Source organism: Mycobacterium sp. IS-1556 (assembly GCF_001499985.1).
In the GTDB taxonomy this organism is placed as follows: domain Bacteria; phylum Actinomycetota; class Actinomycetes; order Mycobacteriales; family Mycobacteriaceae; genus Mycobacterium.
In genome coordinates, this window is sequence record NZ_LQIM01000003.1 from 33,741 (window position 1) to 54,925 (window position 21,185).

Annotated in this window: 18 protein-coding genes; 11 read left to right on the forward strand and 7 right to left on the reverse strand. The window is 68.4% G+C overall.

The window, feature by feature from the left end:
* Window positions 1-9: 9 nt before the first annotated feature.
* Window positions 10-1,287 carry an alpha-amylase family protein gene (locus tag AU187_RS04135; protein ID WP_059098653.1) on the forward strand — a complete coding sequence of 426 codons (1,278 nt, stop codon included), beginning with the start codon at window positions 10-12 and terminating at the stop codon, window positions 1,285-1,287.
* On the opposite strand, the gene AU187_RS04140 is transcribed toward AU187_RS04135, so the two are convergent.
* A complete protein-coding gene (locus tag AU187_RS04140) occupies window positions 1,271-1,735 on the reverse strand; it encodes a DUF1810 domain-containing protein (RefSeq protein WP_059098513.1) in 465 nt (154 codons plus the stop codon). The two genes, AU187_RS04135 and AU187_RS04140, sit on opposite strands and share 17 nt — an antisense overlap.
* A 55-nt stretch (window positions 1,736-1,790) precedes the next feature.
* Here AU187_RS04140 and AU187_RS04145 point away from each other — a divergent pair, with 55 nt between their 5' ends.
* From AU187_RS04145 to AU187_RS04175, 7 genes are all read left to right on the forward strand, one after another.
* On the forward strand, window positions 1,791-3,044 hold the full coding sequence (locus AU187_RS04145; protein WP_059166302.1) for an alpha-hydroxy acid oxidase: 1,254 nt from the start codon (window positions 1,791-1,793) through the stop codon (window positions 3,042-3,044).
* A gap of 192 nt (window positions 3,045-3,236) precedes the next feature.
* Window positions 3,237-4,241, forward strand: a complete 1,005-nt coding sequence (locus AU187_RS04150; protein WP_059098514.1) for an esterase family protein — start codon at window positions 3,237-3,239, stop codon at window positions 4,239-4,241.
* Window positions 4,242-4,412: 171 nt separating this feature from the next.
* Window positions 4,413-6,752, forward strand: coding sequence for an endopeptidase La (lon, locus tag AU187_RS04155; protein WP_059166255.1), 2,340 nt, complete (start codon window positions 4,413-4,415; stop codon window positions 6,750-6,752).
* A 102-nt stretch (window positions 6,753-6,854) separates the two neighbouring features.
* Window positions 6,855-7,187 carry a TfoX/Sxy family protein gene (locus AU187_RS04160; protein WP_059098516.1) on the forward strand — a complete coding sequence of 111 codons (333 nt, stop codon included), beginning with the start codon at window positions 6,855-6,857 and terminating at the stop codon, window positions 7,185-7,187.
* Between the two features lie 19 nt (window positions 7,188-7,206).
* The gene (locus AU187_RS04165; protein ID WP_059098517.1) at window positions 7,207-7,854 is read left to right on the forward strand and encodes an HhH-GDP family DNA glycosylase; all 648 of its coding nucleotides are present in this window, start codon (window positions 7,207-7,209) and stop codon (window positions 7,852-7,854) included.
* A gap of 7 nt (window positions 7,855-7,861) precedes the next feature.
* Window positions 7,862-8,587, forward strand: coding sequence for a DUF72 domain-containing protein (locus tag AU187_RS04170; protein WP_059098518.1), 726 nt, complete (start codon window positions 7,862-7,864; stop codon window positions 8,585-8,587).
* A gap of 62 nt (window positions 8,588-8,649) precedes the next feature.
* Entirely contained in the window at window positions 8,650-9,237 is a 588-nt protein-coding gene (locus AU187_RS04175; RefSeq protein ID WP_059098519.1) for a hypothetical protein, read from the forward strand.
* A gap of 5 nt (window positions 9,238-9,242) precedes the next feature.
* On the opposite strand, the gene AU187_RS04180 is transcribed toward AU187_RS04175, so the two are convergent.
* The 3 genes from AU187_RS04180 to AU187_RS04190 are packed head-to-tail and all read right to left on the reverse strand — an operon-like array spanning window position 9,243 to window position 13,887.
* Window positions 9,243-10,712 carry an acetyl-CoA acetyltransferase gene (locus AU187_RS04180; RefSeq protein ID WP_059098520.1) on the reverse strand — a complete coding sequence of 490 codons (1,470 nt, stop codon included), beginning with the start codon at window positions 10,710-10,712 and terminating at the stop codon, window positions 9,243-9,245.
* A complete protein-coding gene (locus AU187_RS04185; protein WP_059098521.1) occupies window positions 10,712-13,018 on the reverse strand; it encodes a CaiB/BaiF CoA transferase family protein in 2,307 nt (768 codons plus the stop codon). The genes AU187_RS04180 and AU187_RS04185 overlap by 1 nt, the downstream gene beginning before the upstream one ends.
* Window positions 13,015-13,887, reverse strand: a complete 873-nt coding sequence (locus AU187_RS04190) for a TIGR03619 family F420-dependent LLM class oxidoreductase (RefSeq protein WP_059098522.1) — start codon at window positions 13,885-13,887, stop codon at window positions 13,015-13,017. The genes AU187_RS04185 and AU187_RS04190 overlap by 4 nt, the downstream gene beginning before the upstream one ends.
* A 116-nt stretch (window positions 13,888-14,003) precedes the next feature.
* On the opposite strand from AU187_RS04190, the gene AU187_RS04195 reads away from it, so the two are divergent.
* Together AU187_RS04195 and AU187_RS04200 are read left to right on the forward strand one after the other, a co-directional pair.
* Window positions 14,004-16,421, forward strand: coding sequence for a phosphoketolase family protein (locus AU187_RS04195; protein ID WP_059098523.1), 2,418 nt, complete (start codon window positions 14,004-14,006; stop codon window positions 16,419-16,421).
* An 11-nt stretch (window positions 16,422-16,432) separates the two neighbouring features.
* On the forward strand, window positions 16,433-17,194 hold the full coding sequence (locus AU187_RS04200; RefSeq protein WP_059098524.1) for a CPBP family intramembrane glutamic endopeptidase: 762 nt from the start codon (window positions 16,433-16,435) through the stop codon (window positions 17,192-17,194).
* Between the two features lie 23 nt (window positions 17,195-17,217).
* Here AU187_RS04200 and AU187_RS04205 read toward each other — a convergent pair whose 3' ends face one another.
* Window positions 17,218-18,234: a zinc-binding alcohol dehydrogenase family protein gene (locus AU187_RS04205; RefSeq protein ID WP_059098525.1), complete on the reverse strand. Its 1,017-nt coding sequence runs from the start codon at window positions 18,232-18,234 to the stop codon at window positions 17,218-17,220.
* A 257-nt stretch (window positions 18,235-18,491) separates the two neighbouring features.
* Here AU187_RS04205 and AU187_RS04210 point away from each other — a divergent pair, with 257 nt between their 5' ends.
* Window positions 18,492-18,737: a CDGP domain-containing protein gene (locus AU187_RS04210; RefSeq protein ID WP_059098655.1), complete on the forward strand. Its 246-nt coding sequence runs from the start codon at window positions 18,492-18,494 to the stop codon at window positions 18,735-18,737.
* Between the two features lie 69 nt (window positions 18,738-18,806).
* Here AU187_RS04210 and AU187_RS04215 read toward each other — a convergent pair whose 3' ends face one another.
* Window positions 18,807-19,907 carry an APA family fibronectin-binding glycoprotein gene (locus AU187_RS04215; protein WP_059166256.1) on the reverse strand — a complete coding sequence of 367 codons (1,101 nt, stop codon included), beginning with the start codon at window positions 19,905-19,907 and terminating at the stop codon, window positions 18,807-18,809.
* 221 nt (window positions 19,908-20,128) lie between these two features.
* Entirely contained in the window at window positions 20,129-21,181 is a 1,053-nt protein-coding gene (locus tag AU187_RS04220) for a sulfate/molybdate ABC transporter ATP-binding protein (RefSeq protein WP_059098527.1), read from the reverse strand.
* Between the last annotated feature and the right edge of the window lie 4 nt (window positions 21,182-21,185).

Genomic DNA, 21,185 nt, shown 5'->3' on the forward strand with positions numbered 1-21,185 from the left:
CGCGGTGCGGTGGCCGAACCGAGCTGGGTCGAACACGTCATCTGGTGGCACATCTACCCGCTCGGCTTCGTCGGGGCCTACCCCGCCGACCCGCCGCCCGGACCCGAGGAGCACCGGCTGCGCCGCATCGTCGACTGGCTGGACCACGCGATCGCGCTCGGTGCGTCGGGCCTCGCGCTCGGACCGGTGTTCGCCTCGAGCAGCCACGGCTACGACACCGCCGACCACTTCCGCATCGACGCGCGACTCGGTGACGACGAGGATTTCGACGTGCTCATCGGTGAGGCCCGCCGCCGGGGCTTGCGAGTGCTGCTCGACGGCGTGTTCAACCATGTCGGAACCGATTTCACCAACACATCGTGGTTTCGACGGCGCGATGGAGCTCTCGACACGTTCGAGGGCCACGGCGATCTCGTCGCGCTGGATCACGAGAACCCTGCAGTGGTGGACTACGTCGTCGACGTGATGACCCACTGGTTGCGCCGCGGTGCCGACGGCTGGCGCCTCGACGCCGCATACGCCGTGTCGGACCGATTCTGGGCGCAGGTGCTACCGCGGGTCCGCGAACAGTTCCCTGACGCCTACTTCCTCGCCGAGATCATCCACGGCGACTACGCGGAGCGGGTGCGCGCGTCGGGTTTCCACTCGGTGACGCAGTACGAGCTGTGGAAGGCCGTCTGGAGCAGCCTCAACGACGGCAACTTCCACGAGCTCGACTGGGCGCTGTTGCGCCACAACGAGTTTCTCGACACATTCGTGCCCACGACGTTCGTCGGCAACCACGACGTCACCCGGATCGCCAGCCGGCTGGACGACATCCGTCACCTCGAGCACGCGTTGGTGCTGCAGATGACGACCGGCGGTACACCGAGCGTCTACGCCGGTGACGAGTTCGCCTACCGCGGAGTCAAAGAGGAGAGGTACGGGGGTGACGACGCCGTGCGACCGGAGTTCGGCGCCACCGCGGTCGGTGCCGACGAACACGGCGAGGATGTACTGCGGCTGCACCGGTACCTGATCGGGCTGCGCCGACGCCATCCGTGGCTGCACACGGCCCGCACCTCGGCGCTGCTGTTGACCAACCGCCAGTACGTCTACCAGACCCGCGTCGGCTCCGAGGTGCTGATCGTCGCGCTGAACATCGATGACGGGGCGCTGCCGATCTCGTTGCCTGAACTCGGATTCGACCGAGGTGAGATCCTCGGGGGGTCGGGGGCTCCGCCGGCGGATGTCGTCGTGACGACCGACGTCGGGCCGCACGGCTGGCTGATCATCGCTCCGCGGTGAGCCGTTGGACGGTGAGCGGGTCCGGTTCGCCGTTGTAATACTTCGTCAACACCTGATCGAACACGGCTGCGGCGTCGGGGTCGTCGGCGGCTTGGCGGAACAGCGTCATCGACGATCGCACCTTGAGGTTGTCGGGCCAGCCGAACAAGTCGTCGGCAGACGCCCGCCCGCTGCGGGCGACCAGCTGCGCACACTCCCGCAGCCGCGCCCCCAGCACATCGTGTCCGAGGTAGGCCCTCGCCTCGGCGAGCGAGGAGATCCCGTACCGCTCCGCGATCGCGCTCCTGCCGAGGCCGCGCAGTTGCGGAAACACGAACCAGATCCAGTGGCTGCGTTTTCGGCCGGCGCGCAGTTCGGCCAGCACGGTTTCGTACACGGGCCGCTGAGCGTCGACGAAGCGCTGCAGGTCGAACGGATCGCCCGCAGGTACCGATTTGTCGTCAGCCATCTCATCGGCAAGTCTGGCAAGCTACTCTGTGCGATTCAATGACAGGTGCACCATCGTGAAGCGCCGGGTGCCGCGCCCCCGCGAGCTGGCGCCGCTGCTGCAGTTCAAGAAGCCGCAGCGCAACGCGACGCAACGCAGGCTGGCGGCCGCTCTGACGATCGACGACCTGCGACGGATCGCCAAGCGCCGGACCCCCAGGGCGGCGTTCGACTACGCCGACGGCGCGGCCGACGACGAACTGTCGCTGGCGCGTGCCCGGCAGGCCTTCCGCGACATCGAATTTCACCCGGCGATCCTGCGTGACGTCGCCAGCGTGGACACGAGTGCGACGGTGCTCGGCGGCCACGTCGCCCTGCCGTTCGGCATCGCGCCGACCGGCTTCACCCGCCTGATGCACACCGAGGGCGAGATCGCGGGCGCGCGCGCCGCCGCACGCGCGGGTATCCCGTTTGCGCTGTCCACCTTGGGCACCAGCTCCATCGAACAGGTCAATGACGCTAACCCGCACGGTCGCAACTGGTTTCAGTTGTACATGTGGAAGGACCGGGACAGGTCGATGGCGCTGGTCGAGCGGGCTGCGGCGGCGGGCTACGACACGCTGCTCGTGACCGTCGACGTACCGGGTGCGGGCGCGCGCCTGCGCGACACCCGTAACGGTATGTCGATTCCTCCGACGCTCACGCTGCGCACCGTGCTCGACGCGGTCCCCCACCCCCGCTGGTGGTTCGATCTGCTCACCACCGAACCGTTGTCGTTCGCGTCGTTGGACCGATGGCCGGGCACCGTGGCCGAGTATCTCGACACCATGTTCGACCCGACGGTGACCTTCGACGACCTGGCGTGGATCAAACAGCAGTGGCCGAACAAGTTGGTGGTCAAGGGAATTCAGACCCTTGACGATGCCAGGGCGGTCGTCGACCTCGGCGTGGACGGCATCGTGCTGTCCAACCACGGCGGCCGCCAACTCGACCGCGCACCGGTGCCGTTTCACCTGCTGCCGCGTGTCGCGCACGAGCTCGGCGACGATACGGAGATTTTGCTGGACACCGGTGTGATGTCCGGCGCCGACATCGTCGCGGCGATCGCCCTCGGCGCTCGTTTCACGCTGGTCGGCCGTGCCTACCTCTACGGCCTGATGGCGGGCGGTGAGGCCGGTGTCGACCGCGCGATCGAAATCTTGTCCCAGCAGGTCAACCGCACGATGCGGCTGCTCGGTGTGAGCTCTCTGAGCGAGCTCGGCCCGCGGCATGTCACTCAGTTGCACCGGTTCAGACCCGGCGTGTCGGACCTTCCACCGCGAACCACATAGGTACCTGTGTTCCCACAGGTAACAGCGCACTTCCTGCCTTCCTGAGTCCTCGCCGAGTCGTAATCGTTAGCCAACCGCGACGTCGTAACTGCATGTCGAGCCGACAGTCCCAGTGCCAGGACGTGTTTCATTACGCACGCACAGCAACGGCAATTGCTTGTGGAAGCGATGAAAGGTGGGTTGGTTGCCGTTATGAAGTTCTTCGAGAGGTGCCGAGGTACCGGCACGAAATTGTTGCGCCGGATGGCGGTGGTCGCCTTCACGGCGGCCGCGCTGCCCGGGCTGATCGGCTTCGCCGGGGGTTCGGCGACCGCGGGAGCCTTCTCCCGCCCGGGCCTGCCCGTCGAGTATCTGGATGTGTTCTCCCCGGCGATGAACCGCAACATCCGGATCCAGTTCCAGGGCGGTGGACCGCATGCCGTCTATCTGCTCGACGGCCTGCGCGCCCAGGACGATTTCAACGGCTGGGACATCAACACCCCGGCCTTCGAGTGGTATCACCAGTCGGGGTTGTCCGTCGTCATGCCGGTCGGCGGGCAGTCCAGCTTCTACACCGACTGGTACCAGCCGTCGCGGGGTAACGGCCAGGACTACACCTACAAATGGGAGACGTTCCTGACCCAGGAACTGCCCGCGTGGCTGGAAGCCAACAAGGGCGTGTCGCAGAACGGCAATGCCGTGGTGGGCATTTCGATGGCCGGCAGCACCGCGCTGACGTACTCGATCTACTACCCGCAGAAGTTCATCTACGCGGCATCGCTGTCGGGCTTCCTCAATCCCTCCGAGGGATGGTGGCCGATGCTGATCGGGCTGGCGATGCAAGACGCGGGCGGGTACAACGCCGAAAGCATGTGGGGCCCGTCATCGGATCCGGCGTGGAAGCGCAACGATCCGATGGTCAACATCCGCCAGTTGGTGGCCAACAACACCCGCATCTGGATCTACTGCGGCACCGGTACGCCGTCGGATCTGGACTCGGGTACCGCAGGCCAGAACCTGATGGCTGCGCAGTTCCTCGAAGGGTTCACGTTGCGAACCAACATCACCTTCCGGGACAACTACGTCGCCGCGGGCGGCACCAACGGCGTGTTCAACTTCCCGCCGCAAGGCACTCACAGCTGGGGCTACTGGGGTCAGCAGCTCGAGATGATGAAGCCTGACATCCAGCGGGTGCTGGGAGCGCAGGCCAGCGCCTAGGGCCACCGCCGAGATCCACCCACAACAGGAAGCCTGCCGTTTCCCCCGAACGGCAGGCTTCCTGCCGTTTCGGGTGTCCGTGTCGCGCTGTACGCGCAGAGTGAACGCCCGCGGGAACAAACACGACACCGCCAGGGTTGAGTCCGTTCGACTGAACTTTGGAGGTGTTTGATGGCTCAAGCCAAGACAGTGCCGGTGCTCTTCCTGAGCGAGTCGATCGTGCTGCCCGGAATGGTGGTGCCGATCGAGCTCGACGACACCGCGCGCGCCGCCGTCGAAGCGGCCAGGGCCGCCGCATCCGATGGAGCCGGCGAGCTGCTGATCGCTCCGCGGCTCGAGGACCGGTACCCGTCTTATGGTGTGCTGGCCTCGATCGTGCAGGTCGGCCGTACGGTCGGCGGCCCCGCCGCGATCGTGCGGGGCGGAAGCCGCGCGCACATCGGCGCCGGTGCCACCGGACCGGGCGCCGCGCTGTGGGTCGAGGTGACCGAGGTGACCGAGCCGGAGCCGACCGAGGAGACCGTGAAACTCGCCGCGGAGTACAAGAAGCTTCTGCTGGCGATGCTGCAGCGGCGCGAGGCGTGGCAGATCATCGACTTCGTCAACCAGCTCTCCGATCCCTCGGTGCTGGCCGACACCGCCGGATATGCGTCGTATCTGACGCAGGTCCAGAAGCGTCAGCTGCTCGAGACCCCGGACGTCGCCGCACGGTTGCGTGCGCTGATCGAGTGGACCGGTGATCAGCTGGCCGAGGTCGAGGTCAACGAAAAGATCGCCGAGGACGTGCGCGAGGGCATGGAGAAGACGCAGAAGGAATTCCTGCTGCGCCAGCAGTTGGCGGCGATCCGCAAGGAACTGGGCGATGACGACGGGACCGGGTCCTCGGATGACTACCGGAGCCGCATCGAGGCCGCCGACCTCCCAGAGAAGGTGCGCGAGGCCGCGCTGCGCGAAGTCGGCAAGCTCGAGCGGTCCAGCGATCAGAGCCCGGAGAGCGGCTGGATCCGCACCTGGTTGGACACCGTGCTGGAGCTGCCGTGGAACGTGCGCACCGAGGACGCGACGGATTTGACGGGCGCACGTGAGATTCTCGACGCCGACCACCACGGCCTCGACGACGTCAAGGAGCGCATCGTCGAGTACCTGGCCGTGCGTGCACGCCGCGCCAAGCGGGGCCTGCAGGTCGTAGGCGGCCGTGGGTCGGGCGCGGTGATGGTGCTGGCCGGGCCGCCCGGGGTCGGCAAGACGTCGCTGGGCGAGAGCGTGGCGCGGGCACTGGGCCGCGAGTTCGTCCGCGTCGCCCTCGGCGGCGTGCGCGACGAGGCCGAGATCCGTGGGCACCGGCGCACGTACGTCGGCGCGCTGCCCGGTCGCATCGTGCGCGCGATCGGCGAAGCGGGTTCGATGAACCCCGTTGTGCTTCTCGACGAGATCGACAAGGTCGGCTCCGACTTCCGCGGCGACCCCGCGGCGGCGCTGCTCGAGGTCCTGGATCCCGTGCAGAACCACACGTTCCGCGACCACTACCTGGACCTGGATCTCGACCTGTCCGACGTGGTGTTCCTGGCGACGGCCAACGTCATCGAGAACATCCCGTCGGCGCTGCTGGACCGCATGGAACTGGTCCAGATCGACGGATACACCGAAGACGACAAGGTCGCGATCGCCCGTGACTTCCTGCTGCCCCGGCAGCGCGAGCGGGCAGCGCTGACCGACGACGAAGTGACGGTGACCGAGGGCGCGCTGCGCAAGATCGCGGCGGACTACACCCGCGAACCGGGGGTCCGCCAGTTCGAGCGGCTGCTGGCCAAGGCGCTGCGCAAGGTGACGACGAAGCTGGCTTCCGAGACCGGCCCGATCGTTGTCGACGAGCCGAATCTCGTTGACTACCTTGGTCGTCCGCGGTTCCTGCCCGAGTCGGCCGAACGCACCGCGGTGCCGGGTGTGGCGACCGGCCTGGCGGTCACCGGGCTCGGCGGGGATGTGCTCTACATCGAGGCCGGGGCCAACGGATCAGATGGGGCCGGTGAGGCCACTCTGACCCTGACCGGACAGCTGGGCGACGTGATGAAGGAGTCGGCGCAGATTGCGCTGTCCTACGTGCGTTCGCACGCCGAGCAGTTGGGTGTCGACCCCGGGGCGCTGGATCGGCGGATCCACGTCCACGTGCCCGCAGGGGCGGTGCCGAAGGACGGCCCGTCGGCGGGCGTGACGATGGTGACCGCGCTGGTGTCGATGTTCACCGGCCGGCAGGTGCGCTCGGACGTCGGCATGACCGGTGAGGTCACGCTCAACGGCCGGGTGCTGCCGATCGGCGGCGTCAAGCAGAAGCTGCTGGCGGCGCAACGGGCCGGACTGTCAACGGTTTTCATCCCGCAGCGCAACGAGGCCGATCTGGACGACGTTCCCGCCGACGTGCTCGACGTGCTCGAGGTCAAGCCGATGACCGATGTCGCGGACATCGTCGCGCAGGCACTGGAACCAGCTCGGGTGCAGGCGGCGGCGGCCTGACGCGAAAATTGCGCGCCGGGTCGTGGTTTACAACGGATCACGACCCGGCGCGCAAAAACCGCGCGGCGAGTAATTGTCGGGGGCTGCCGCTACGGTCGTCTCATGGCCTACGACGAGGACCTGGCCAACCGCATCCGAGAACTTCTCGGCGGCACCCGTGGTGTCGAGGAGAAGCGGATGTTCGGCGGGTTGGCGTTTCTGATCAACGGCAACATGGCGGTGGCGGCCAGCGGGCAGGGCGGCCTGATGGTGCGGGTGCCACCAGACGACACCTCGAAGTTGCTGTCGCGTGACCACGTCGAGCCGATGGTGATGGCGGGACGAGAGACCCGTGGCTGGCTGCGGGTGTCGGTCGACGGCATCAGGACCAGACGTCAGCTGCAGTCCTGGGTGGGCCGCGGAGTCGACTACGCCGGAAGTTTGCCGCCGAAATAGCAGGGGTACGTCAGCGGAGATGGAGGCCGCGGCACGCAAGAAGGTGGTGGCGAACCTGCTGAGACATGCGGGCACCACTTATGCGCATGAGGCGGGTATCCGGTTGGCGGACAGACCCATGCCCCTCTTTCAGCTGCTGACCCTGTGCATGCTGGCCAGCAAGCCGATCGACGCCTCGATCGCCGTGGCGGCCGCGCGTGAACTGTTCAGTGCGGGCATCCGCACGCCCAAGGCCGCCCTCGAAGCAGATCGCGCCGTGATGATCCGCGCGTTCGGCCGCGCCCACTACGTCCGGTACGACGAGAGCTCGGCCACCCGGCTGACCGACATCGCCTCCGTTGTCGTCGAGGAGTACGGCGGGGATCTGCGCAAGCTCGCCGAGGCCAGCGGTCACGAAGTGCCGGCATTGAGGCGTTCGCTCAAGCAATTCAAGGGAATCGGCGACACCGGCGCGGACATCTTCCTGCGCGAAGTGCAGGACGTCTGGACCTGGGTACGGCCGTACTTCGACAAGCGGGCACTGTCGGCGGCCAAGACGCTCGGATTGCCCACCGGGACCGAGGAACTCGCCGCGCTGGCCCCGCGCAGGAACGCGAAGCTCGCCGCGGCGCTGGTCCGGGTGTCGCTCGACGACGAGCTACGCGACACCGTGTCAGCGCGCGGATGAGGCGGAGATGATCCGGATCGGCACCTCGGGCTGGTCGTACGACCATTGGACCGACGTGCTGTACCCCGCCGGTACTCCGGTGGCCAAGCGGCTGGCCCGCTACGTCGAGGAGTTCGACACCGTCGAACTGAACGCCAGCTTCTACCGGTGGCCGAAGGACACGGCGTTCGCCGGGTGGCGCCAGCGACTGCCCGAGGGCTTCACGATGTCGGTCAAGGCCCAACGCGGGCTGACGCACTACCGGCGGCTGCGCGAGCCGGAGCCATGGGTCGAGCGGTTCGACCGGTGTTGGACTCTGCTGGGCGACCGCGGCGAGGCGCTGCTAGTGCAACTGCACCCGGAGTTGGAGCGCGACGACGCCCGCCTGGAGTACTTCTTGAAACTGATGCCCGACCGGATCCCGGTGGCGATGGAGCTGCGGCATCCCTCGTGGGACGACCCGGCGGTGTACGAGACGTTGGCGCGCCACGAAGCCGCGTACGTGATCATGAGCGGCGCGCGGCTGCGCTGCGTTCCGCGGGCAACCAGCGAGCTGGTGTACATCAGGATGCACGGTCCCGACCAGGATTCGATGTATGCGGGCTCCTATCCCGACGACGAGCTCCGCCGCTGGGCGGACCGGATCATGGCTTGGGACCGCGAAGGCAGACGCGTCCTGGTGTATTTCAACAACGATCTGGGCGGTCACGCGGTGCGTAATGCGCAGACGCTCAGAGCCATGGTGACCGACTGACGCGCCGAGGGCACCCCCGCGTCGAGCCCCGAAATCGGGTTCCGGCACGCTTGGGAGCCGAAATGCGTGTCCTATGTCTGATCTCGGCCGTCGCCATCCTGGCGGCGGGCTGCTCGGGTGAGCGGATCGTGACCACCGACGAGCCGCCCGCGGCGTCCCCGCCGACATCCACCACCAGCGCACCTCCCCCGCCGCCGAACACCAGGCACCTCGTCAACGCGTTCGACTACGTCGCCCACCCGGCAGGAACAGCCGTTTATTACTTCACCACTCCGAGCGGACGATGGGCGTGTGCGATCGTGCCGCGCGCCAAGGCGGGCTGCCAGTCGGCGACATCCTGGCAGTCGAGCATGAACATCACCGGCGAACCGGACACGGTGCCCAACGCCGAGGGCGAGCAGACGGCGCCCAACGCCGTGATCATCGAGCACGAGGGCCAGCCGCGATTCGTCGCGTTGGAACAGCCGGAATTCGTCCTCGAGAACGCAAAAGTGCTCGGGTTCAACCGAATCCTGGCGGCCGCCGGGTTTCGCTGCAACGTGCAGGAAGCCGGCGTTTCCTGCATGAGCGAGGCGACGGGGCGGGGCTTCACCTTTGCCCCCGAGGGATTCAAGCCGCAGTACACCCGGGTGCCCGCCGACGCACCCTAGCCACCTCAGAGCATCGTGGCGGTACCGTCCGCATTCACCTGAACCTTGGCGCCGGCGATGTCATCGCCGACCGTGGCCGCCGCCTCTTTCTGGTCGGTGATGACGGCCAGCACGCGCGAGTCCTCGGGCGTGCGTACGGCGAGAAACGCCTTCTCCGGCGAGCCTTCCCGGCTGAACGGCGTCGTCCAGGTTTCGACCGTGCCGACCCCGGACCATTCCACCAGGGCGGTACGAGTCGGCTCGCGATCGACCTCCGGTTGCACGTCTTCCCAACGGAATTGATGCGCAGGCGGTTCGGCGCTGTAGACCCCGAAGCTGTGCTTGGTGAGGTAACCGCCGTTCGCGGTGATCAGGCCGAGTTGGCCGGGCTGGGTCGCGAGCCGCTCGGCCATGGTGGCGATCGAGTGGGTGACGTAGTTGTTCCACGGCCCGCCGGCGAAGGTGAGCCCGCCGGTGACCGTGAGCGGTCTGGCGGCATCCCCGATCGGCAGCCCGAGTTCGTTGGCGGCCACCTGCACCGCCGACGGGAAGCACGAGTAGAGGTCGACGAGCGCGACGTCATCGATGCCCAGCCCCGCCAGTTCCAAGGCGCGTCGACCCGCGATCCGGATGGCCGGCGAGGTGTAGAACTCTGCGCGCTCCCCGATCGCGTAGGTGTCGTGCGCGTCGGTGCCCGAATACGGGAAGATCCAGCGGTCCCTGGGGATCTGCAGATGAGCCGCCTTCTCGGCCGAGGTGACGACGAGCGCCGCCGCTTGGTCGACCATGTTGTTGGAGTTCATCAGCTTCGGGTACGGCCAACTGATCATCCGGTTGTCCGGACCGGCGCGCCAAATCTGCTCCGCCGGCACCGGGTCTCGGCTCCAGGCGTGCGGATTGTTCGCGGCCACCGCACTGAACTGCGCCCACAGTTCGCCGATGCGACGGCGGTGCTCCTCGCTGGACTCGCCCGCGGCGATTCGCAAAGCCTGCTCGAACATCGGGTAGACATACGCCGGCCGGTCCAGGTGGATCCGGATCTCGGCGGGTCCGGCCATCGGCACCCCCTCGTCGGCGCCTTCGGCCAGCGGAACCGACTCGTCCTGGTGGGTCCATTGGGGCTTGATACCCTTGGCCCGCAACCGGGTTCGGGTGCGCCAGGTCTCCGCGCCGGCGATCAGGACGACGTCGACACGGCCGCTCTGGATGTCCCGGCACGCCTCGTTGACCAGTGACTGCGGTGTGTTGCCGCCGACCCCGGTGTAGCGTGTGGTGGCGCTGTCGGCGTTAAGACGTTGCGCCAGAAGCAGTCCCGGGTCGCGATATCGCCAGGACAGCAGGCTGACGACGCGCACCGAGTCGACGGCTTCGAGCACCCGCGGATCGGCGGCGGCCCGCGCGGCAGCGACCATCAGGTCGATCGGTTCCGCGTCAGGGTTCTCGTCGCGCTGGCTGAGCTGTCCGTAGCCCGCCAACACCGGTGTCCTCGGGTCCATCACGGCCTTCCTTCGTAGGCGAAGAGCACGCCATCGGCGATGAGCCGATCGGCCTCCTCGGCGGACATGCCGAGGACCTGCTCGCAGATCTGGCGGGTGTGCTCTCCCGGCATCGGCGCCGGTCGCATCTCCGCGGGCGGAATGTTGGTGTACGGCGCGGGCCCGGTCTCACTGAGCACGGGCTCCTCGAACAGCGGATGTCCCATGGCGGCGAACACGTTTCGGAAGCGCACCTGCCGGTCGGCAGGTACATCGACGGCGCGGTTCATCGGCGCCGCGGGGATCCCCGCCTCCTGCAGCGCGTGCGCCACCGCCGTCTTGTCCCGAGCGCGGGTCCACTCGGCGATGTCGGCGCCGCCGGTGAGGGCGGTCAACGCGTCGCGGTCGGCATCGGTGCGAAGCGAGATCACGCACCACTCGTCGTCGCCTGCACACGGGTACACGCCGTGTACGGCAGCGTCGTCGACCACCGGCAGGTGTGCGGCGCGTGCCGCCTCGGTGACATAACGCGTCGCCAACTGGTTCACCGCGGCCTCGGCTTGCGAGACATGTACGTGCGCGGGTTCACCGGTGCGGTCGCGCCGGATCAGCGCTGCCAGCGCCGCGATCGCGGTGATTCGCGCGGCCACATGGTCCGGGAAGATCGTCGTCGCGTCGTAGAACCCACCGTCGACCGACGTCCACACCGAGGTGATGCCCGTCGTTGCGCGCACCAGCGGCCCGTAACCCATCCGCGCGCTCCACGGGCCCGTCGAGCCGAACGCGCTGCTCTCCGCGAGCACGATGCGGGGGTTCAACTCCCGCAGACGCTCATAGGAAAACCCGAGCGCAGCAAGGGTTCCCGGCTTGAAGTTGGCGAACACCGCGTCGGCACCGGCAACCAAGCGGGCGAATAGTTCGGCGCCCGCGGCGGCGCGCAGGTCGAGGCCCAGGCTCTGCTCGTTGCGGTGGGTCAGCACCCACGACCTGCTCATCACCTGGCCCGGCGGCGTCTGTCGCAAACCGTCGGGGTAGGCGGCGCTCTCGATCTTGATCACTTCGGCGCCGAGGTCGGCGAACAACCGGCCCAGTTCGCCTCCGGCGACGATGATGCCGAGGTCGAGAATCCGCAGGCCGTCGAACGGGCGCTGCACCACGGCCGCCTTCCCGCGTGCCGTGGCCGATGGCTCACCGGCCCAATGGGCTTCGTCGGCCCCCGGAGACCGGGCCAGCCATCCCACCCCGGTGTGACGTCCGTCCACGACGAACGGCCCCGCGGGCGCGACGACCTGCGCCCCCGGCGCGAAGTCCGCCGCGGTCAACGCGCCCACGACGCGGAGATGTTCGGAGGCCAACGCCTCCGCGGGCGTCAGTACCGCGGCGATCGGCACCCCCCGCACCTGCCCCTCCGCCACCAGGGCATCCATGGTCTGCGGGGCGAAGAAGTCGGCGATAAGCGCGTTGAGTTCCCGCGAGGCCGCGTACCGTGCGGCGATCGTGTCGAACTTCGGATCGGCGAACTGCTCCGGTTCGCCCAGCCAGGCGCGCATTCCGCGCCACTGGCGCGCGGAGAGCAGACAGACGCGGACGTGTCCGTCCTTGCAGGCGAAGATCGGGTAGATGTTCTGGTTACGCGGCCTGCCGCGCCAGATCTCGGTGGTCTTCTTGAGGCCCACGGCGGCCTGACCCTCCGACCCGAACGGCGGGTCGAGCGACTGGAGCACGCCCTCGAACCGGGAGAAGTCGATGTAATCTCCTGTGCCGTCGCGCAACCGGCGGTAATAGGCGGCCAGCACCGCCCACGCCGCCTGCACCGCGGCCGTGCCCGATGCCAGCCCGATGGGCGGCAGCACCGGAGTTCCCGAGGTCGGTCCGGTGCGTGAGAGCGCGGTCGACAGCGCATAGAGCACCGGGTCGGTGGCCCGCCACGTCGCGTACGGACCGGAGGTGCCGAAGTCGGTGACCGACAGTGCCACGAGATGGTCGAACCGGCGCGCTAGCTCGACGCACGACGTTCCGAATCGCCCAGCGCCGCCCGGGTTTCCGCTGTCGACGACGATATCGGCGGTACTCGCGAGATCGAGCAGCCGCCGGTAGTCGCCGGGCTGGGCGGGATCGAGGACCGCGCAGCGCTTGTTCGCGTTGTCCACCGCGAACGGCACACTCGTCCCGGCGACGGTCGGCAGGGCGCGGCGCGCGGCGCCCCCCTCCGGGGGTTCGATCTTCAACACGTCGGCGCCGAGGTCGGCGAACAGCCGGCACACCGCGTCGGATTCCGCACCGCCGAGATCGAGCACCCGCGCGGATGCCAGCAGTGGCTCGCTCATGCGGCCAACAGCCGTTCGGCCCAGCGCAGGCGCTCGTCGGTGTCGGCCGCCACGTACATCAGGTCGACGAACATGTCTTGGTAGCCGCCGGCGGCGAGCATCCGCACCGCCTCGACGGCCCGCTCGATCGGCGTGCCCTCGGCGACGTTGACACGAAGGTAGGTGTGGATGGCCGACGGATCCCGGCCCGCCGCGCGGGCGGCGTCGTCGATGATGCGCCGATGCCGGTCGAGCATCTCGGGGAACACTTTGCCGGGGACGTTGACTGTGGGCAGCCATCCGTCGCCGCGCGCGCCGATCCGCGTCAGCCCGGCCGCAGTGAACGAGGCGAGGTAGATCGGCGGCGGCTGTTGCACCGGCTTGAGGTCGACCCACGACGGCGGGATCGACCAGCGCTCGCCGTCATGAGCCACGGGATTCGTCGTCCACAGGGCTTGCAGCACGTCGAGCAGCTCGTCCAGCTGTGCCCCGCGGCGGCGAAACGGCGCGCCCGCTGCCTGGAACTCCTCGGGTGACCAGCCGATGCCGAAGCCGGGCAGCAGCCGCCCACCACTGACCACGTCGAGGGCGGTCAGCTGGCGGCCCAGCTGCACCGGCGGATACCACGGCGCGACGAAAACACTGCTGCCCAACCGGACCCGGCTGGTGACGGCGGCCGCCACCGCCAGCGCGATGAACGGGTCCAGTCCGGTGCGGAACTGTTCGGGAATGGTGTCGGCACCCGCGTAGCCGACGCTGGGCTGCACAGCCGTGATGAGGCGGTCCCCGACCCACAGGCTGTCGGCGCCGAGGTCTTCGACCGTCTTTGCGAAACGGGCGAGATCGGCGCCCGCGGGTCCGCCGTACTGCGGCAATGCGAATCCCAACACGCTGGACAGGCTAGTGCGTAGGTTCTGGTGCAGTGGGTATCAGGGCTGGGTACCAGAACCCACACGCGCTGTTCGCCAACCCACGGCGTTCACCCGGCACGACGATGATGAGTTAGATGACCGCCCAGGCACTGTCCCCCACGCTGTCCGACGATGAACTCACGCTGATCGACGCGTACTGGCGCGCGGCAAACTATCTGTCCGTCGGACAGATCTACCTGCTGGACAATCCGCTGCTGCGGGAGCCGCTCGCGCCGCAGCACGTCAAGCCCCGCCTGCTCGGACACTGGGGTACCACGCCCGGGCTCAACCTCGTCTACGCGCACTTGAACCGCATCATCCGCAACCGCGACGCGAACGTCATCTACATCACCGGACCGGGGCACGGCGGTCCCGGCCTGGTCGCGAACGCCTACCTGGAAGGCACGTACAGCGAGGTGTACTCGGGCATCTCCGAGGACGCCGAAGGCCTGCGAAAGTTGTTCCGGCAGTTCTCTTTCCCCGGCGGCATCCCGAGTCACGTCGCCTCGGAGACGCCCGGGTCGATCCACGAGGGCGGCGAACTCGGCTATGCGCTGGTGCACGCGTACGGCGCGGCGTTCGACAACCCCGATCTGGTGGTGGCGTGTGTGATCGGCGACGGTGAGGCCGAAACCGGCCCGCTGGCCGCGAGCTGGCATTCGAACAAGTTCCTCAACCCCGTCACCGACGGTGCGGTGCTGCCCATCCTGCACCTCAACGGGTACAAGATCGCCAACCCGACGGTGCTGGCGCGGATCCCACAGGAGGAGCTGGAGTCGCTGCTGTTCGGCTACGGCTACCGGCCCATCACGGTGGCCGGAGACGATCCGGCCAACGTGCATCAGCAGTTGGCCACCGCACTCGACGAGGCGTTCGACCAGATCGCTGCGATCCAGCGCGCCGCCCGCCTCGATGGTGAGGCCGGCCGCCCGCTGTGGCCGATGATCGTGCTACGCACTCCGAAGGGCTGGACCGGTCCCGAAGAGGTCGACGGCAAGAAGGTCGAAGGCACCTGGCGGTCCCATCAGGTGCCGCTGTCGGGCACCCACACCAACCCCGAACACCGTGCGCAGCTCGAGGATTGGCTGCGCAGCTACCGACCCGAGGACCTGTTCGACGACGACGGCGCGCTGCGGCCCGAACTGCGTGCGATCGCGCCGGGAGGGCAGCGGCGGATGAGCGCCAACCCGCACGCCAACGGCGGCCTGCTGCTCAGGGATCTCGACTTGCCCGCGTTCGCCGATTACGCGGTGGCGGTCGACAAGCCGGCCTCCGAGTCCGCCGAGGCCACACGGGTGCTCGGCACCTTCCTGCGCGACGTCATCGCCCGCAACCCCGACCGGTTCCGGTTGATGGGCCCTGACGAGACCGCGTCGAACCGGCTGTCGGCGACCCTCGAGGTGACCGACAAGGCGTGGCTGGCCGAAATCGGGCCCGACGACGAGAATCTCGGGCCGGAGGGCCGCGTGATGGAGGTGTTGTCCGAACACCTTTGCCAGGGCTGGCTCGAGGGTTACCTGCTGACGGGCAGGCACGGGCTGTTCAACTGCTACGAGGCGTTCGTCCACATCATCGACTCGATGCTCAATCAGCACGCCAAGTGGCTCTCCAGTAGCCGCGAGCTGCCGTGGCGGCGCCCGATCGCGTCGCTGAATTACCTTCTGACATCGCATGTCTGGCGCCAGGATCACAACGGCGCGTCGCACCAGGACCCCGGGTTCATCGACCATGTCGCCAACAAGCGGCCGGAGGTCGTGCGGGTCTACCTGCCGCCTGATGCCAACACGCTGTTGTCGGTGGCCGACCACTGCCTTCGCAGTCGGCACTACGTGAACGTGATCGTCGCCGGTAAGCAACCGGCGCTGACCTATCTGGACATGGACTCCGCGATCGCGCACTGCACCAGGGGTCTCGGCATCTGGGACTGGGCAAGCAGCGGCGCCGGGCATCCGGATGTGGTGCTCGCGTGCGCCGGTGATATCCCGACCCTGGAAACCCTGGCCGCTGCCGACATCCTGCGCCGGCGGTTGCCCGAGGTGAAGGTTCGGGTGGTCAACGTCGTCGACATCATGCGGTTGCAACCCGACTCCGAACATCCGCACGGACTGTCGGAGCGGGAGTTCGATTCGATCTTCACGACGGACAAGCCGGTCATCTTCGCCTACCACGGCTACCCGTGGCTGATTCACCGGCTGACCTACCGCCACGCCAACCACGCCCAGCTTCATGTGCGCGGCTTCAAGGAGCGCGGTACCACAACGACCCCGTTCGACATGGTGATGCTCAACGACCTCGACCGGTTCCACCTCGTCATGGACGTCATCGACCGCGTCGACGGACTGGGCAGCAGCGCGGCCGGGCTGCGCCAGGAAATGGCCGACGCCCGCCTTGCGGCGCGGCGCTACACCCGTGAGCACGGAGAGGACGATCCGGCGATCTCGGAGTGGACGTGGGACCCGGACTACCGGGCGCCCTCGCTTTCGCAGGATTCGCTCAGCGAACAAGACCGCTAGACTGGATCTTCGTGTCCGACCAAGCCGTGCTAGCCGAGCGTCCGCATCCGCTGGTCGAACAGCTCTCCGCGCTGCATCACTTCCGCACCTACGTCGACATCGCGGTGGTCGTGGTGGTGCTGGCGTTGACAAACCTGATCGCGCATTTCACCACTCCGTGGGCCAGCGTGGCGACGGTTCCCGCGGCGGCGGTCGGATTGCTGCTCCTTGTCCGCTCCCGCGGGCTGGGCTGGGCCGAACTCGGGTTGAGCCGCGACCACTGGAGGTCCGGCGCCGGTTACGCGCTGGCGGCCGTCGGGGTGGTGCTGTCGGTGATCGCGATCGGCGCGCTGCTGCCGTGGACGCGGCCGATGTTCATGAACAACAACTACGCGACGATCTCCGGCGCGTTGATCGCGTCGATGGTGATCATCCCCCTGCAGACCGTGATCCCCGAGGAGCTGGCTTTTCGGGGCGTGCTGCACGGCGCGTTGAACCGCGCCTGGGGTTTCCGCGGCGTCGCGGCGGCGGGTTCACTGCTGTTCGGTCTCTGGCACATCGCCACCTCGCTGGGTTTGACCAGCAGTAACGTCGGGTTCACGCGCATCTTCGGCGGCGGGGTGATGGGTACCGTCGCGGGCGTGACGTTGGCGGTGGCAGCCACCGCGGTCGCCGGGTTCGTGTTCACCTGGTTGCGGCGTCGCAGCGGCAGCCTGATTGCGCCGATCGCCTTGCACTGGTCGCTCAACGGGCTCGGCGCCCTGGCCGCCGCGCTGGTGTGGCACCTGAGCTGACGCAGACCGCCGCTGGCCGAACTCTAGACGGTCAGCACCGCCGCCCCCGACACCCGGCCGGCGGCGAGATCGCTGAGCGCCTCATCCGCCCGATCGAGCGGATACTGCGGGCTTGTCACTTCGATGCGGTACTCACCGGCGAAGGCCAGAAAGGCTCGGGCATCGGCTCGCGTGTTCGCGGTGACTGACCGCAGTTGGCGCTCCTGGAAGAGGTGACGCTGGTAGTTCAGCGCGGGAACGTCGGAGAGGTGGATGCCGGCGATGGCCAGTGTGCCGCCACGATCGAGCGCTTCGAGCGCGGAGGGCACGAGGTCGCCGACGGGTGCGAACAGGATCGCGGCGTCGAGCGGGGCAGGTGGCGGGTCGGCAGCGCCCTGAGCCGAGGCCGCTCCCAGTGACAGCGCCAGCGCGCGGGCGGCCTCCCCGCGGGTCATGACGTGGACTTCGACGCCCTGCGCGATCGCCACTTGGGCGGTCAGGTGCGCGCTGCCGCCGAATCCGTAGATTCCCAACCGCCCGCCGGGCGGTAGCTCGGCGCGCACCAGGGCGCGATAGCCGATGATGCCCGCGCACAGCAGCGGCGCCAGTTCGGTGTCGGAGTAGCCCGCCGGCAGCGGATGAGCGTATGCGGCTGGCACCGTGGCGAATTCGGCGTATCCCCCGTCGGCGTCCCAGCCCGTGTAGCGGGACTCGGGGCACAGATTCTCGGCCCCTCGGATGCAGTACCGGCATCGTCCGCAGGTGTGCCGAAGCCATGCGATGCCGACGCGGTCGCCGACGGCGAACTCGGCGCCGACGCCCTGCCCCGCCTCGACCACTTCACCGACGACCTCATGGCCCGGGATGACCTGCGGACGATGCACGGGCAGGTCGCCTTCGGCGACGTGAAGATCGGTGCGGCACACGCCACATGCCCGCACTGCCACCAGAAGCTCGCCGGGCATCGGTCGCGGAATCTCGACGCGTGCCCGCTCGAGTGGTCGAGTGCTCACCGGCCCGGGTCGCCGAACCCGCCACGCCGTCATGGTCGAGATCGCCATACCTCATCGTCGCCCGGTGAATCACGAATGCACCACCCCGGGAACGAGCATCTTCACTGTGAGCGAACGACGCTAACGACCGCCGCGGTGCGCCAGACAAATGTGGTGGACGCCGCGGTGTTGAAGCGGTAGGGATAACCCCGATTCCTCACTCATGACAACGGCATAACCTGGAGATAACGGTGGACCGTCGAACATCGGCGGAACGGGCTTCGTACCCGGCGCAGGACTCCGGTACCGCGAAGGGAGAGGACGAGATGAGAACGCTTGTTGCATTGGCGGTCGGCGCGCTTGCGGCCGGCGGCATGGCTTTCGCCGCCCCGGCCCACGCCGGATGCCAGGGCGGCTGGACGCCGTGGGGTGGCGGGACGATCTGCGACGGACCGGTCAGCGCCGACGGCAACTTCGAGCGGTGTCAAACCGCAGGCGCGATGGGGTTCGGCGGCACGAATTGCGTCATCTTGAACGTCGCCAACGCCAACCCGCCGCGGGTTGGGCCCTGACCACCGCACGCGCACTGAAGAATTCGGCTTCCGCCACGGCTTGATGTCGTGGCGGAAGCCTTGACTTCGTCAGGGCGGAGGCACCATCCCCGGCGCGTTCTCCGGTGCGACCGGAACGGGCTCCCCGACGCCGGGCCGTGGCGCAGGCGCGTTCGGATCGGGTGGGGGCGCATTGGGAGCCGGTGGAGGCGGCGGGGCGTTCGGATCGGCCGGCGCCGGAGGCGCGGCGTTCGGAGCCGCCGGCGGCGGGGCGTTCGGATCCGTCGGCGCCGGCGGGCCGGTGTACGGCCGAATCGAGTTGGCCAGCGTCACCGCTTCTTCCTTCGGCACAGGGTTGTTCGCCGTGCCGAGCCAAACGACGAACCAGCGCTCAGGGGCGCGCTGCCCGCGCGGCGTCTCCGGCTCGACCGGATTGCCGACGACACCGGCCCAGATCTGACCGTTCGGCTTGTTGGTGTCGGTGAACTTCACCTCGTAATACGAAGCGACGCCCGGCATACCGTCTGCGTTGAGTTCGAAGGTCTCCTGGTTGATCCGCGTGCCGGGGAACGGCATGAAGAACTCGCCCATATCGGACGCCAACCGCTGAGCGGCCTTCGCGTTATCGGTCTCGGCCCCGGCGAAAAGCTTCAGGTCGAGTCGGCCGAGCAGAATGCTGGTGTCGTTGGGCGGCTCGGCACCTTCGGGTGCGATCTTGGTCACCAGCGCCTGCCCATAGGACAGCTGCGACGCGTCCGACACCTTCCAACCCGCAGGCACGACGTAGCTGAGTCCGCCTGCAGGCGCTTCGACACGCCCGGGGTCGCCGGGCGGCGGGGCGGGTGCATTCGGATCGCCGGGCGCCGGCGCAGGCGCAGGCGCACCGGGCGCGGGTGGCGGCGCAGGCGCGCCGGGCGGTGGCGGTGCCGGCGCGGGCGCACCAGGTGGCGGCGCGGGCGCGGGTGCACCCGGTGCGGGTGCGGGCGCTGGTGCCCCGGGCGGTGGCGGCGGTGGCGGGCCCTGCAAGAACGTGTTGCCGGGCGGCGGGGGTGGCGCCGGCGTCGGCTCGGGCTGCGCCTGCGCCACCGTTGGCAGCGCCAGCGCAACCGCGGTGGCGCCAGTCAGCGCCGCGACTGCAAGCGTCTTGGAGAGGCCCCTGCGAGGGAACGAAATCGCGTCCGGCTGATCCATGGAGAAGAAACTACCGTGTTACCGCCGTGACGCAAGTGCGTATTGCTCAAAAAGTGCTCAATTGAGAAATTGCTGAGAACCGGAAATGCCATGCAAGGCAACAGTACCCGGAATTGCTGACACGACGGTGTCCCCGCGCGTGGCGCGGGCTTGTCGAACCGCGTTCACCGCCGGAGGACGACGGTCGTCTAACTCGTTTTTCGCAGCCGCCCAGATGTCCGTTACGGGCCCGGGTGGATGGTGACCTCCTGCGCTTTCACGGCGAAGTACGCGCGCTCGCCGGGCGCCAGGCGCAGTTCGGCGGCGGAGTCCGCGGTGATGTCGGCGGCGAGCCCGGGGCCGCCATCGGGTTGTTCCTCGGCCCGCACCCGGATGGCCGGCCCGCGGCCGTCGACTTCGGCGATGGTCACTTCAACGGTGTTGCGGGGGCTGCCGTGCGGTCGCTCGCGGTACACCGCGACGGCCGCCGGGTGAAACAAGGCCACCGCCGAAGCCCCCGCCGTCACGTCCACGCCCGCGGTTCCGTACCAGGTGCCGCCCCACCGGGTGGTCAGCACCCCGCCGCCGGCCGCCGTGCCGCGAACCAGGTTCACTCCCGCCAGCCGCGCGCCGAATCCACTGCGCGGAGCCGTCAGAACCGTTGCCGCAGAACCATTTTCCATAACACGGCCGGATTCGAGCACCAACACCCGATCGGCGAGCGTCACCACGTCGAGCACGTCATGGGTCACCATCACCGCCGACCGGCCGTCGCGCACCAGCACCCGGCGCAGCACCTTGCGCATCGCAGCGGCGGTCGCGACATCGAGCTTGCTCAACGGCTCGTCGAGGAGCAACACGTCGGGTTCGGCGGCCAGCGCGCGGGCCAGCGCCACCCGCTGGGCCTGGCCCCCCGACAGGTGGCGGGGCCTGCGGTCGGCCAGATCCGTCGCGTCGACCTCTGCAAGCCAGTGCTCGGGTCGCCTACCGCCGGGCGGGAAGGCCACGTTGGCGGCGACATCCAGATGCGGAAACAACAGCGGATCCTGCAGCAGCAACCCGACGCGGCGGTCGTGGGTCGGCACGTCGACCCGCGTTGCGGTGTCGGTGAGCACCCGATTCCCCACGCGCACGACACCGTCGTCGGGCCGGACCAAGCCCGCGATGACGTGCAGCACCGTCGACTTGCCCGCCCCATTGGGGCCCAGCACGGCCAGCACCTCACCGGCGGCGACGTCGAACTCGACATCCACGCCCCGATGCTCGACAACGGCCCGCAGGCTGACTCCTGTCACGCCG